At 42.6% G+C, this 14,509-nt stretch carries 13 protein-coding genes and 1 pseudogene; 9 read left to right on the forward strand and 5 right to left on the reverse strand.

Going from position 1 to position 14,509, the window contains the following annotated elements; all coding sequences use genetic code 11:
- Positions 1-558 (reverse strand): cobalamin-dependent protein (locus tag VF500_RS14345; protein ID WP_330860320.1); only part of this gene is annotated, 558 nt, incomplete at its 3' end.
- Between the two features lie 325 nt (positions 559-883).
- Here VF500_RS14345 and VF500_RS14350 point away from each other — a divergent pair.
- The 6 genes from VF500_RS14350 to VF500_RS14375 are packed head-to-tail and all read left to right on the forward strand — an operon-like array spanning position 884 to position 6,738.
- Positions 884-1,636: a class I SAM-dependent methyltransferase gene (locus VF500_RS14350; RefSeq protein WP_330860321.1), complete on the forward strand. Its 753-nt coding sequence runs from the start codon at positions 884-886 to the stop codon at positions 1,634-1,636.
- A complete protein-coding gene (locus VF500_RS14355; protein ID WP_330860322.1) occupies positions 1,623-2,780 on the forward strand; it encodes an amidohydrolase family protein in 1,158 nt (385 codons plus the stop codon). The genes VF500_RS14350 and VF500_RS14355 overlap by 14 nt, the downstream gene beginning before the upstream one ends.
- On the forward strand, positions 2,777-3,781 hold the full coding sequence (locus VF500_RS14360; RefSeq protein ID WP_330860323.1) for a polysaccharide deacetylase family protein: 1,005 nt from the start codon (positions 2,777-2,779) through the stop codon (positions 3,779-3,781). The genes VF500_RS14355 and VF500_RS14360 overlap by 4 nt, the downstream gene beginning before the upstream one ends.
- Positions 3,774-4,709: a GNAT family N-acetyltransferase gene (locus tag VF500_RS14365; RefSeq protein ID WP_330860324.1), complete on the forward strand. Its 936-nt coding sequence runs from the start codon at positions 3,774-3,776 to the stop codon at positions 4,707-4,709. Before VF500_RS14360 ends, VF500_RS14365 begins: the two co-directional genes overlap by 8 nt.
- An 8-nt stretch (positions 4,710-4,717) precedes the next feature.
- Positions 4,718-5,638 carry a hypothetical protein gene (locus VF500_RS14370; protein WP_330860325.1) on the forward strand — a complete coding sequence of 307 codons (921 nt, stop codon included), beginning with the start codon at positions 4,718-4,720 and terminating at the stop codon, positions 5,636-5,638.
- Positions 5,638-6,738, forward strand: a complete 1,101-nt coding sequence (locus tag VF500_RS14375) for a glycosyltransferase family 4 protein (protein WP_330860326.1) — start codon at positions 5,638-5,640, stop codon at positions 6,736-6,738. The genes VF500_RS14370 and VF500_RS14375 overlap by 1 nt, the downstream gene beginning before the upstream one ends.
- A gap of 339 nt (positions 6,739-7,077) precedes the next feature.
- On the opposite strand, the gene VF500_RS14380 is transcribed toward VF500_RS14375, so the two are convergent.
- Together VF500_RS14380 and VF500_RS14385 are read right to left on the reverse strand one after the other, a co-directional pair.
- Positions 7,078-8,136 (reverse strand): glycosyltransferase, encoded by a 1,059-nt coding sequence (locus VF500_RS14380; RefSeq protein ID WP_330860327.1) that lies wholly within the window; start codon positions 8,134-8,136, stop codon positions 7,078-7,080.
- Positions 8,129-9,874 carry an ABC transporter ATP-binding protein gene (locus VF500_RS14385; RefSeq protein WP_330860329.1) on the reverse strand — a complete coding sequence of 582 codons (1,746 nt, stop codon included), beginning with the start codon at positions 9,872-9,874 and terminating at the stop codon, positions 8,129-8,131. The genes VF500_RS14380 and VF500_RS14385 overlap by 8 nt, the downstream gene beginning before the upstream one ends.
- Positions 9,875-10,220: 346 nt before the next feature.
- Here VF500_RS14385 and VF500_RS14390 point away from each other — a divergent pair, with 346 nt between their 5' ends.
- The 3 genes from VF500_RS14390 to VF500_RS14400 all read left to right on the forward strand — a co-directional run bounded on the left by VF500_RS14390 (position 10,221) and on the right by VF500_RS14400 (position 13,096).
- Positions 10,221-11,606 carry a sensor histidine kinase gene (locus VF500_RS14390; protein WP_330860330.1) on the forward strand — a complete coding sequence of 462 codons (1,386 nt, stop codon included), beginning with the start codon at positions 10,221-10,223 and terminating at the stop codon, positions 11,604-11,606.
- A gap of 69 nt (positions 11,607-11,675) precedes the next feature.
- A complete protein-coding gene (locus tag VF500_RS14395; protein WP_121227148.1) occupies positions 11,676-12,053 on the forward strand; it encodes a response regulator in 378 nt (125 codons plus the stop codon).
- A complete protein-coding gene (locus VF500_RS14400) occupies positions 12,053-13,096 on the forward strand; it encodes an adenylate/guanylate cyclase domain-containing protein (RefSeq protein ID WP_330860331.1) in 1,044 nt (347 codons plus the stop codon). Before VF500_RS14395 ends, VF500_RS14400 begins: the two co-directional genes overlap by 1 nt.
- 273 nt (positions 13,097-13,369) lie before the next feature.
- Here VF500_RS14400 and VF500_RS14405 read toward each other — a convergent pair whose 3' ends face one another.
- Both VF500_RS14405 and VF500_RS14410 read right to left on the reverse strand, forming a co-directional pair.
- Positions 13,370-14,248, reverse strand: a complete 879-nt coding sequence (locus VF500_RS14405; RefSeq protein ID WP_330860332.1) for a YitT family protein — start codon at positions 14,246-14,248, stop codon at positions 13,370-13,372.
- 12 nt (positions 14,249-14,260) lie between these two features.
- Positions 14,261-14,509 (reverse strand): annotated as a pseudogene (locus VF500_RS14410) (hypothetical protein); the annotation flags it as partial.

The raw sequence follows: 14,509 nt of genomic DNA on the forward strand, positions 1-14,509 counted from the left end.
GGTTTTACCCAAAAATTTGGTGACAGGGTAAAAAGTATTCAGTTTATCATATGGCAAAGCAGGCAGGTTGTCCTGGTCTAAAAGGTCTTCCTTAGCGGTTTTGACGATCTTGCCATCGGTTGCTTTATAGATCAGATTGCGGATAAACTCGTAAGGCTCATCTTTCTCCAAGGCATCTATTAAAGCCGGGAAAGCGTGATCGCCGGGCCCATTGATAATAAAATCAACGTAACCCGAATATAAAACCGCGTTAGGCTGGTTTGACGGAAAGTATCCGCCCCAGATCATTTTAGTATCAGGGTATTTTTGCTTGATAGTTTTGGCGGCTATAATAGCCTGCCTCAATTGCGGGCCGGGCATAACCGTAAACCCAAAGTATTTAAATTCGCCGGTGCTCAAATAACTATCGATCTTCACCATTGGGTCGTGCTCACAATTGCCGTCAACAATAACCCAGTCATATTTTCCATCAACCGATGCCGCTATATTCAATATCGAATTTGGTATGCGATACTTGTTATTGGCGCTGCGCGGGTTAAATAATAATATTTTGTTCATCTGTTAGTCGTAAAACTTTGCTTTTGCCTTCAATCCCCCGGCAATGGGTTTATTCTTCAGTTTAATGCAGCCTGTAAATGCACCCCTGCCAATACAAGCCAACATCCAAAATAAAACCCATTGCCAAACCCAATCACAAATGCGGGGGATTGCCCATACAACAATTATTTCTGAGCCCACCTCAACAATATCGCTTTCACATTAGTAAATACGCCTCCGTTTAAACACGGGTTGCCTGTCTTTATAAATAAAATAGCTGGCAACCATTATTATTTAACAGCCGTATTTGTTGATATAAGGTTATTAATTAAACACCCCTGAAATTGTGATCCAAACTGTAAAAAACTACATTAAGCAGCGCTTTTTCCCGCCAAATATCCTGGAGAAAAATTCGGTGGATGCTTATGATATCTGGGCCAAAAACTATGACGAACAACCTGGCAATCTGATGCTTGACCTGGATGAGGTTTTGTTCCCACGATTGGTAAACAGTGCAATTATCACCGGTAAAAACGTGGCTGATATCGGCTGCGGAACCGGCAGGCACTGGGAAAAGCTGTTTACATTAACACCAGACACTTTAACCGGCTTCGATACCTCGGGCGGGATGCTGGGCCGGTTACAGCAAAAGTTTCCTTCGGCAAATATCTATCGCATTACTGATGACCTTTTCAGCGATATGCCATCGGGGAGTTTTGACACCATAGTTTCAACGCTTACCGTTGCACACATCAAAAACATTGAGGCTGCTTTACAGGCATGGATGAGGATACTGAAACCAAACGGCGATATTATAATTACCGATTTTCATCCGCAAACATTGGCTAACGGCGGCAAGCGCACATTTAAACATGGCAGCAGTTTTATTGCTGTCGAAAACTATGTGCACCCGGTAAATACCATTAAAAACTTGCTGTTGAATAACGGTTTTACGCTGGTTGCCGAAGAAGAAATTAAAATAGATGAAAGCATGAAGCATTACTACGCTGATAAAAATGCACTTCATGTATATGATAAATATAAAGGCTTCCCCATTATTTACGGGCTGCATTTAAGGAGAACCGATGGTACTGAATAATGTGACAATACCGGGAAACGATGCCGTGGTGAGCATAAGTATAAGCGAGGGCAAAATTAAACAGGTTGCCCCTGCTATTGCCGATGACCGCGAACAGCTGACCTTTGTGGATGCTATTGCTTTTCCGGGACTGATCAATTCGCACGACCATCTTGATTTTAACCTTTTTCCGCAGTTTGGTGATCAAACCTATGAAAGCTACACCGAATGGGGGAAACACATTCACCGGGTTTACGCTAATGAAATCGCGTCTGTACTAAAGATCCCTATTGCCCTTCGCGAACGCTGGGGTATTTATAAAAACCTGCTTTGCGGTGTTACTACCGTTGTAAACCATGGCGAAAAGGCCGTAATAAATGATCCCCTGATCACCATATTTGATAATTGCCAGAGCATCCATTCGGTCCGGTTTGAAAAAAACTGGAAAAAGCGATTAAATAATCCACTCAAAGCAAACCAGTCCGCCGTGATCCATACGGGCGAAGGGACAAATGATGCTGCACATGCCGAAATTGATGAATTGATCAAATGGAACCTGTTGAGGCGTAAACTCGTTGGCATTCACGGGGTAGCTATGGATCCCGGGCAGGCCAGGCGCTTTAAGGCCCTGGTTTGGTGCCCCGAATCAAACTATTTCCTGCTAAATAAAACCGCGGCTATCAATCAGCTGAAAACAAAAACAACCATTTTATTTGGCACCGATAGCACGCTTACCGGGGATTGGGATATCTGGCATCACATTCGTCTTGCACGCAAAACGCACATGCTTACTGATTATGAGCTTTACCAGGCCCTTACCACATCACCCGCCAAAGTATGGAAGCTGAATACCGGCAGAATTGCAAACGGACTTGATGCCGATGTGGTGATAGCCAAAGCAAAACGTAAAACAGGCTTACAGGCATTTTACGATGTAACACCTGAGGATATTTTATTGGTGATACACAAAGGCGAAATTCTTTTGTTTGATGAATCGCTTTATCACCAGCTTACCGGCATCATTGGTCACCATTACAGCAAGGTTTTTACCGGAAACCATTTCAAATACATACAGGGCGATATCCACGGGTTGATGGCCGAAATAAAACGTTATAAACCCGACACCAGTTTTCCTGTACCCTATCCAGCACAGCCGGCAGCATGAGCATCCTGAAAAAAATATGGTCAAGATCAAAGCGCGAGGCAGCTTATTTAAGCGGCGATGCACGCCATGTTTTGGGGCTGGATAAGGAATTGTATCAAAATGCCCGAGGAAGCCGGATCATTCTTTACCACAATGTTTGCAAGAGCGATCCGCATAAATTCAACACATTGTTCCTCACCTGCGAAAGATTTGAAGAGCACCTACAGTATTATAAAAAGTACTTCAATGTGGTTTCGCTCGATGATTATTATGCAAGCCGGTTTAGTAACGACAAGTTTAACATCTGCCTTACTTTTGATGACGGGCTGGCCAATAACTACCACTATGTATTGCCCCTGCTAACCAAATACCGCATACCGGCCACTTTTTTCATTACAGCCATTAGTGATGCCGGCTTTGATATTTTATGGAACGATATGCTGAGCATTGCAGGGCACTATGGCCCCGAAAAATTCATCTATAAAAATCAAACTTATCGTAAAAACAGGAACAATAAATACATAGACGAACAAGGTATCTCCTACGCCGATAAACTAAGGTCGACAGGGTTTAATGAAAAGGCCGCGCTGATAAGTTTTCTTGATCAGCTCACCGGTTTTAAAACTAAGCGGCAGGATGAAGACTACTGGCTGCAAATGACGCCCGCGCAAATCAAAACCATGGCCAGGTCTGCTTATGTTACCATTGGCGCGCATGGTTATTATCATAACGATCTTGCCCGCATCCACCCTACAAATGCGGCGGGCGAAATGACCATGTGCAAGGAATATCTTGAAAACATAACCGGAAAGCAGATCAACAGCTTTGCTTTCCCTTATGGTTCGTATAACGAGCAGGTTTTACACGATGCTAAAGAAGCCGGTTATACGCAATTACTTGCCACTGATTTTATCAAACCGGATGACGAGCAGGATAATACCATGCGCGAACGCCTTACCGTGAACCCGTTTATATCCACACCAAACCAGCTAAACGCCATAATAAGGGGGAGATATGTATAGCGACGGGTACAGGATTGAACGTTTAACTGAAGACCGGCTCGCCGACATGACCAGCCTGCATAAGGCTGTTTATGGCAAAGCTCTACCCCCCGATTTTTTCAGCCGGAAATATAATACCGCTTTTACCGGGGTGATGTATACAGGGTACCTGGCCTATGCAGGTGATATACCCGCGGCATTTTATGGTGTGATCCCCTGCTTTATTGAGTGCGACGGACAGCAGGTTTTGGCAGCCCAGTCGGCCGATACCATGACCCATCCCGATCATCGTGGCAAAGGGTTGTTTATTAAACTGGCCGAATTGACCTATGAGCTTTGTTATGCCGAAGAGATCCTGATCCTGTTTGGTTTTCCCAATCAAAATTCCCTGCCGGGTTTTGTAAACAAGCTCGATTGGCAGGTAGCTGCTCAGATGGAATGTTTTATTATTCCCGTTAAAACGCTCCCGCTGGAGAGATTGGCAAACAAGTTTTCATTTTTAAAAGGTTTATACAGGCTTTATGTACTGAACGTGCTTAAAAAGCACAAAGCTCATCAAAAGGGAGTAACAAGTACATTGATCGGCGAAGGTTTTTATGGACTACACAGAGATGGCTATTATCTCGACCATAAAACCTATACCGAAAGTTTCACTATTAAAACGGGCGATACTTCAGTTTGGTTCAGGATAGTCGACGGTATGGTGATAGGCGATGTTGACCTTGCTCATAATGATTTGCCCGATATTATTCCCCGGCTTACAAAAATAGCCCGACAATTGGGATTGAGAAAACTACAGTTCCAGGCTGATAAAAGATCTGCACTAAATACATTTTTAAAAAAATTTGCAGAGCCAATCCCCTCGTTCCCGGTGATTGTTAAAGACCTTGGCTCGCGATTGCCATTGGATAAAATGGCATTCGCTTTTGCAGATATAGATATTTTTTAAATAGCGATATGATAACTCAACCGATCAAAAAACTTCTGTTTAACGGAAGTCCGGTAAAAACCTTCTACATAACCCGACTGCAACAAAGCCAGATCAGGGAGAAAGTTTTTTTGAACGTTGCAGGAAAAAGTTTGGATATCACCCGCAACAACAGCATGATCTGCCTTGATCCTTTTTGCATGGCTGCCTGGTTACCGGCTAACGAGATAAGCAACATAGATGCAGCAAGCGGGATTATCGAATTTAAGACAGATGACATGCTTAGCGCTTCGATAAATGTATCCTTGATTGAAAAGATCGATACGGCAAAGGGCAGCCTGCTTTTGTTCAGGATACAAAGCGTCAGAAACCATCAGCTTAACACGTTGAAGCGTGAAATGCTTTTCCGGTATTTTCTTCGCTCCAAAAAGAACACCTATGACAGCCGCAGGGTGGTGAGCGCGCTATACTCCTATCCACGGAGCATTATCATCGTTTCTTATGCTGATGATGAGTATTGCAATGTTTTCCCGATGGATATTCATGGATATATTGAGGAAGAAGACATTTACCTGCTGGGCCTGCGCACAACCAACATCACTTTGGATAAGATCCTCAACGCAGGCAAAGTAGTAGTATGTGATACCGATACCGTTGATATCAATTCGGTTTATGCTTTGGGAAAGCATTCCAGTACTGCCCCTACTCCGGTTGATCAGTTGCCATTTGATACCATTAAAAGCGAGGTATTCGGTTTTCCGGTGCCGGCATGTTCAGGAGGATATAAGGAGATAGAAGTATTTGAGCATAAAAAAATGGGGTATCATATGTTGATGATCGGCAGGGTGATCAATAACAAAGCTTTGAAGCCGAACCCGGAATCACTATACCACGTTGGTTTTCTGCAATTTCAAAACAGCAATTATAAAAGTATTGAGGGTTTATTTTAATGAGATACGTTTTTGTAAGCTATAACTATACACCTGAGTTTGATGATCCGCAGGCATGGTTTATCCGCACCCTGGGTTATACCGGACTTATGGACCAGCTAAGTAAAAGACATGAGGTGATCAACGTGAAGCAGATCAACTATGAAGGCATTGTTAATCATAATAACATCGCCTATCATTTTGTAAACTTCAGCAAAAAAAAGCTTCATTTTAATTTCCAGCTTAACCGCTATGTTAAAAGCCTGAACCCAGATGTAGTAATATTTCACGGACTTCATCAGCCGGTTCAATTAATTCAGCTGGGGTTGATGCTTGGCAAGCATACCCGCATTGTTGTTCAAAACCATGCAGAGAAACCGTTCCCTGCTGGTATAAAAAAGAACCTGCAAAAAATGGCTGACAGATATGCGGATGCCTACCTGTTTGCCTCGCATGATATGGGGATAGAGTGGGTAACCGCCGGCAACCTGAAGTCACCCGGTAAAATACACGAGGTGATGGAAGTATCCTCTGTATTTTTTCCAGTTAACCGTTCAGAGGCTACAGCTAAAACAAAGGCAAAAGGCAAACCGGTATTTTTATGGGTAGGCCGGCTGAATGACAATAAAGACCCGCTTAATGTGATTAAGGCCTTTTTAAAATTCGCCCAAAGCTCACCCGGGGCAAAGCTTTATATGATCTTTCATACCGAAGAGCTACTGTCCGAGATCAAAGAATTGCTAAACTCATCCTCCAATAAAGAAGCTATAGAGCTGATAGGCAAAGTGCCTCATGCCGATTTATTATACTGGTATAACAGCGCCGATTTTATCCTTTCCGGTTCGCACTATGAAGGTAGCGGCACTGCTATTTGCGAAGCCATGTCATGCGGATGTGTGCCATTGGTTACCGATATTCTATCGTTCAGGATGATCACCAATAACGGGGAATGTGGTGTATTGTACGAACCAGGAAACGAGGCTGCATTACTTGAAGTACTAAAGCAAACCAGACAAATGAACGTAGTGGAAAAACGCCGCTTATCCATTGAATATTATAAGCAAAATTTATCATTTGAGGTTATTGCAGAGAGGATTGAGGAGATAGCCATGAGCCTTTAAACAGGCTCTGTTACCCTTGCACTTAGTCTTGCGCTCGTTTTTAACGATAGCTACTGGAAAGATAAGAGATCGTTGGTGTAAAAAGCCATGTCATTGCGAGGAGCAGCATGGGGTAAAGTAAGGGGCGACGTGGCAATCTCGTAGCCAATGCATGGTCGCTTTGCATATCCGATAGAATAGCTACGAGATTGCCGCGCTGCGCTCGCAATGACATTTTTTTGTTTGTTTTTCCAGGAAACTTTCATCGTCTCAGCACTTGTCGTTTTTAACAAATGCATCGCTAAACCATATTAAGCGCACGTTGCAAACGTGCGCAAGTAACGAGATAAAAGCAATGCTTTAGATATTAAACACTTCTTTCATCTTCCTCACATTATCCCTGATATCATAAACCAATACCGGATCATTTTCCAGATCTGTACCATCAAGCACGCTGTGAATAGTCTGTTCAACCCCGGCCATATCATTCACAATATGCCAATTGGTTATATCGGCGTCCATGGGCTTAACAAAACTTACCACTTTCGCTCCGGCATAAAGGGCTTCAAGACAAACAGAACCAAAGCCTTCATATTCTGAAGGATGAAACAGTACCCTTGAGCGCTGCATCATTTTAAGTACGTCATCATGCTGTAGTTCCCCTGCCAGGGTAATGTTATTTTCAAGATGTTTGGATTTTATCAGGGCCAATAATTTATCCTTTTCCGGGCCGTCACCACAAATTACAGTTTTGATATTTGGGTAGCGTTGCTTCAGGATAGCAACAGCTTCAACAAACAGGTGAAACCGTTTCAAGGGGATCAACGAACCAGCGCCTAAAATATCAATGTCTTTTTCGATAAATAATGAGTCAAACAATGAGGTATCAATCCCCACCGGAATAACATTTTGCGGCTTTACACCGTAATTTGAATTAAACTCCCGAACAATAAAATCAGATAGCGCTATCAATTCCTCTCCTCTCGGTTTTATCCGCCTGGCATATCTATTTCCAGCTTTCGCATCCTGCCCCAGCATCCAACAGCGGTGTTTAATATTGTTTGTCCGGGCAAAATAATGACCAACAAAAACACATTCATCAAGCCAAAAGCTTAACAAACCCACTATTTCATACTTTTTATTCAAAGTCGATAAAGTCCTCCATACCTTCATCCATGTGTTCAGCCTGAATAATTTACCGCGTCCCATCCCCCCAAAACTCATAACTTTTACGCCATGCCAGTTATATTTGGCGGCAAAAAATGGATATTGAAAACTTAATACAATGATATTGAGCTCCGGATTTTCGGCCTTTAATGCCCGCACAAAAACCTGTTGAGGGGGCAGGCAAGTAGTATCGGCTTCATTTTCGGGGAAACCGGGACTTAGAATGACTAATGTTTTTTTGCGGTTATACATTGGGGGATATTACTTTATTACAAATAGCCAAACTGGCTTTATTATGGGTTATCATGATGATCATTTTTCCCCGGCGGGCCAGTTGCTGCAATTTAATTAACGACTCATTTTCAGCATCGGCATCCATCTCACTGAAAGGTTCATCCAATATCAACAGATCATGTTCATGATATAATGCCCGTGCCAGCATGATCCTTTGGCGCTGGCCACCGCTGATGTTTTTACCATTTTCGGTAATGATCTTGCCCGTGCCTTCCGGGTAGCCGGCAATCAGTTTATTTAATCCGCAGAAATCCAGTACTTCTGCCAGCTTCTGCTCATCGGGCGCCACATCATCAAGTATTATATTTTTAAGAATGGTATCGTATATAAAAAACGGTTGCTGCTTTACCAGCGAGATATTTTTACGGTAGAGCCGGCGCATCGCCGCAGCGGCGTTTTTATTATTGATATAAATTGTTCCTTCATCAGGCTCTAAAAAGCCGGTTAACAGATTAACAATAGTTGTTTTCCCCCGGCCCGAATTACCCGAAATGCCCATAATATCGCCGGGAACTATCTCAAAACAGAGCCCGTGCAAAACGGGTCTATCCGGGTAACTGAAACTTACTTTTTCAAATTTCAAGGATTGGACCTGTTCATCGACCACCTCATCAACCTGCGGCTTATCTGTTTGTTCAACAACCAAATCGACCAGGATAAACTCGTAGGTTTTCATTTGCCCGCTGCCATTCAGTATCTTTACGATGCCAGGGATGATCTTATACGCAGCCGCTACAAAAATACCGATGGTGAGGATACTAACTACAGGAGCATCTCCCGTTAGCTTGTTTATAGCAATGAGAATAAAAAAACCCAGAACCGCAAATACTTCCATCAAACGCGAAGGCAGGTTTTGCCAGGTTTGCTGTGAGGCTATATTTTGATTCAGCTGCTGCTGATAGCTAAAAAACCGGCGACTGAAGAAATCATTTTTCTGATAGATATTACTCTCCACATAGCCTGATAATGATTCGTTTAAATGCTGAAGCGTTTTTTCGCTTACGGTTTTGATCTGCCCGCGAATGGACTTTAATTTGCTTTTAATGAACCAACCCAAAACCGCTACAGGCGGCAGTAATAACACAAACAGCAAAACAAACAAAGTTGGATGGTACAGCATGATCGCCCCAATGGTAAACAGGATCAATACTGCCTGTGATATGATCTGCTGGAAATTAGTGAGAATATAATGGCTGAACTCAATAGGCTGCTGACTGATCCGCCGGGTGTGGATGGATGAATCGACATGTGTAAACTCATCAAAACCAGCATCAAGATAATTCCGGATATTACGTTCGGATAGCCTCGACGCTACCTGATAAAAAAAATGATGCTGCGCATTTTGCGCAAAGAAACCGATACAGTTTTTCATAGCAAAAAGCACCAGGAAAATCCCGATCAGCCACAATGATTTGTTATTGGCAAGGCCGGCTGGTAAAAAATGATAATTATTCGTTGCCCCCTGCTGCGTGTAAAAATTAACCAACAACAGCAGCAGCGCTAAAAATGTAACATCCAGCAGGGCGATAACAATATCAGCAATGATCAGCCTGATAAGCCTCATTTTTTCAGGCCGGGTAAGTATGAGCAGGATGTTTTTTAAAATTTGCTTCAAGGGGATATCAACAACAAAGCCAGGTTCATTACTGCCTTTATTGTTGATTACGGTTTGTACGGAGCAATGGTTGCTTCGCATAAGAGCCTGTCGATATAGCCTGTATTTTGTTTATTAAATCTTGTATTGAAAAAGTTCCACACTAATGCTTTTCAAATCGTTCACAATTAATTGAATTACACGAATCTTAAATCACTACTAATTCAAAATTGGTGTAATTCGATTAATACGTAAAAATTCGTGGGGAAACTCTTTATTTAATATTAGCCTCCAAAGTTTCCTTCTGCAAGTTGATATTCGCTCCTTCAAAAATCAAAAGAGATCATTTCTAATCCGTTGCTCTGATAAATCATAAGCATAGTTTAATAATCTCTATAAAATTGTTAAATTTCGGCTTCGCATTTATAAAAGAAGTAAAACAGCCTTCATGAGTTTAGAACCTTTCCTTGCCGTATTTGTGATCACCCAATACAGGAGACACCTGAAAAATGATGATCTGCTAACCAAGTGGAACAAATACCTTAACATTGGTTACTATATAGCCATTGCTATTTTCATATTTGATGTAAGCTTTGATCATGGGCACAAAGTGGCAATAGTATTTGCCCACCTGTATTTTTTGGGTGTTGTAATTGCGCCATATTATATTGATGATCTGAAATCGGGCAAACAACTGGCTTTTGCCCTGATCCCTTACGCAATCGCGGGGTTAATACAGGATGTACTGGAAAAATGGTTCCCTACATTTTATGATAACCACGACAATATGATACAAAGCTTAGTGGTGTTCTCCCTCATTTGGGCATTTTCACTTTGGCTTATCAGCCGGAAACAAACCAAAGCACTCGAAAATGAGCGTAAACAACGCTTTGCAGAGCAAGCACAAAACCGCATGATGGCTGCCATGAAAGTAAACCTTGAAAGCGAGGTACGGGAACGCACAGCCGAGCTGACTAAACAAACGGAGGAGCTTCAACTGGCGTTGTCCGAGCTTAAAAGCACCCAGGCACAGTTGATCCAATCGGAAAAAATGGCCTCATTAGGTGAGCTTACCGCGGGTATTGCCCATGAGATCCAAAACCCGCTTAACTTTGTGAACAACTTCAGCGAGGTAAGTATCGAATTATTGGAAGAATTAAAGGATGAAGTGCTTGATAAACTGCCCGACGATGTGAAGGAAGATGCCGGCGACATCATTAACGACATCACTCAAAACCTGAGCAAAATAAACCAGCACGGCAAACGCGCCGACGCCATTGTTAAAGGTATGCTGCAGCATTCGCGCGCAACAACAGGTAAAAAAGAACCAACTGATATCAACGCCCTGGCCGATGAATATCTTCGCCTAAGCTACCATGGTTTACGTGCCAAGGATAAATCATTTAATGCCGGCATGAAAACCAGCTTTGATCCTGATCTGGGTAAAATAGAAGCTATTCCGCAGGATTTGGGCCGCGTATTGCTTAACCTGTTCAACAATTCCTTTTACTCGGTTACCGAAAAAAAACGGGTTTTAGGCGAGGGATATGATCCAACGGTAACGGTTAACACCAAAAAAGTACTGTCGCCATCAGGTATCAATATGGTGCAAATTACGGTGGAAGATAATGGTACAGGCATCCCGCAAAAGGTGCTGGATAAAATTTACCAGCCTTTTTTTACTACCAAACCTACCGGGCAGGGAACCGGTCTTGGGCTTTCCATGAGTTATGATATTATCACCAAGGGGCACGGCGGCGAGCTTAAGGTTGAAACTGCCGAAGGTGAGTTTGCCCGCTTTGTGATCTGTATACCCGTTGGCAATGTTGTCTAAAGTTAAACGCCGGTAATTTTTGCGCTTAACCACTAATAAAACCATACAAAAATTTAACTTTGAAGTACTATGAAAATACTTGTTGTTGATGACGAGGCTGATGTTCAGCCCTTGTTTTTACAACGTTTCAGAAAAGAAATAAAAAACGGTGAAGTGGAGTTTAACTTCGCATTATCAGGCGAGGAAGCGCTTCATTTTTTGGAAGAACATCATTCGCAGGTGATCCTGATCTTATCTGATATCAACATGCCGGGCATGAGCGGTTTGGAGCTTCTGCGCAACATCAGGCACAGCTATGAAAAACCACCACCAGTGGTCATGATGATCACTGCTTACGGCGATGATGAAAACTACAAACAATCAATGGAGCTTGGCGCCAACGATTTCCTGACCAAGCCACTTGATTTTAATAATTTAAAAGACAAACTTAAACACTTAGAACAATAATGGCCAAGATACTGGTAGTAGATGACGAACAGGACCTGGAATTACTGATCAGGCAAAAATTCAGGAAAAAGATACGGGAAGGGGTATATGAATTTGTATTTGCCCAAAATGGTTTTGGAGCGTTAACTCAACTATCCACCCACCCCGATATTGATGTGGTTTTAAGCGATATCAATATGCCCGAGATGGATGGGCTCACCCTGCTTACCAAGCTCCCCGATGCCAACCCTATTTTAAAAGCGATAATGGTATCAGCGTATAGTGATATGGATAATATCCGCACGGCTATGAACCGCGGTGCCTTTGATTTTGTGGTTAAGCCTGTAAACTTCGAAGATCTGGATATCACTATCGAAAAAACGTTACAGCACGTTATCGAACTTAAAAAAACCATGCAGGCCATCAAGGAAAACAATATCCTGCGCATGTATGTGGATGAGAACGTGCTCAATTTCATGACCCATAAGGAGTTTGAGAACAGCTTGCTGAGTAATGAAACCATTGAGGCAACAGTGCTGTTTATTGATATTTGTGGCTTTACCGCCATTACCGAGCACGTTGCGGCCAATACTGTTGTAGGCATGATCAATAAATACTTTGATATAATGGTACAGGAGATCATCGCCCAAAATGGCCACATTGATAAGTTTATGGGCGATGCCGTTATGGCCGTTTTCCGCGGCGAGTACCATCTTGACCGCGCTATTGACGCCGCCCTTGCCGTTCGGGATAAGATGCATGATGCAGATGAGATCCAGGCGGGCGATAAAACATTTAAACCCTCTGTTTCAATCGGCATCAATTCGGGCGAAATGATCTCAGGCAATATCGGTTCGGCTACATTAAAGCGACTGGATTATACCGTAATAGGCGATGCCGTGAACCTGGCCCAGCGCCTGCAAACCGTGGCACAGGCCAACCAGATCATTGTAAGCGCCGACGTTTATGAACAGGCCAAAGGCTCCTTCGCCCTCAATAAAATTGGAGAGGTGAGTTTAAAGAACAAACTAAAACCAGTGGAGATTTACGAGGTGGTTGATTAGTTTTTAAGTCGAAAGTCAGGAGTATTAAGTCAGAGTCAAAACACGAGTATTATCATTTGCGCTCGTTTTCAACAAGTGCTTAAAATGGTTTGGCGATTGCATCGCCTGTATGTATAAACGCAAACCCACGTAAGTACTCATCACAGATTAGCGCAAGAAAAATAGTATTTTATTTAAACCCGTCATTGCGAGGCACGAAGCACTCCCAGATCTGCAGAGTCACTCTGTATAGTTCGCGATTGCTTCGTGACTCACAATGACGTGGTGAAGATATCAATGCTCTCTTACTCTCTTCTTCAACACCCCACCAGCCGCTTCTTTAATACTATTTGTAAAAATAAAAGCTTTGGGATCAATGCTGTGTACGAGGTTTTTTAGCCTGCGTACTTCAAGGCGGGTTATTACGGTGAAGATGATATCTACCGGCTGATGAACATCAAAGCTTTCTTTCAGGAAACCACGCTCGCCTTTGTAAATGGTAATACCACGCCCAAGCTCCATCACTAATTTTTCTTTAATGATCTCGCTCTGACCCGAAATGATATTTACGGCAGTGTACTCCTCCAAACCATCAATAACAAAACTGATGGTGCGGGATGCTGTATAATAAGTTAAGATAGAATATAATGCTGTTGGTAAACCAAGCTCAACCGCAGCTATCAGGAAGATAATGATATTGATACCTAAAATGATCTCACTGATGGTAAAGCTACTGCGCTTAAGGGTATATAGTGCAAGGATCTCAATACCATCCAGCGCGCAACCGCCACGGATCGAAAGCCCAACCCCCAAGCCCATAAACACACCACCAAATATCGATACAAGCAACTTATCCGAAGTAATTACCGGGTAAGGCACATACAATAAACAGATACCAAGGGCAATAACACAAGCAAATGTTTTTAGTGCGAAGGTTTTATTAACCTGGAACATACCCATGATAATGAAGGGTATGTTGGCCGCTATGATCACAAAGGCAATGTTGATATGATACAGCTCATGAATAAGCAACGAAATACCGGTTACACCGCCGTCAAAGAAGCTATTGGGCACCAAAAAACCTTTAAGCGCGAACCCGCAGAATAAAATGCCGATAATTACTGTTACTACGTCTTTTAAAATTTCTTCAATTTTCAAACCCGGTTGTGTCATTAATAGCAGTATTTAAATTTTTGTTGTGATAATTTTCAAATGCTCGTTTTTACCTTCAGCCCTGAGCCTGAGTGCGGTTTGGGTAAAATAATGATGACTCTGCAGGAACTTCACCTGCTGCCTGTCCCACTCCAATTCCGATTCAAGGTGATCTGTAATTACAAGTTCCGAAAATAACCTTTTACTGAGGATAAAAAAATCATTTCGGCCCAAATAATCCAAATCGGCATCACAAATTATTTGTCCTAAATGATTGTGAGG

Origin of the sequence: Mucilaginibacter sp. (genome assembly GCF_036383575.1) — a bacterium.
Classification (GTDB): Bacteria; Bacteroidota; Bacteroidia; order Sphingobacteriales; family Sphingobacteriaceae; genus Mucilaginibacter.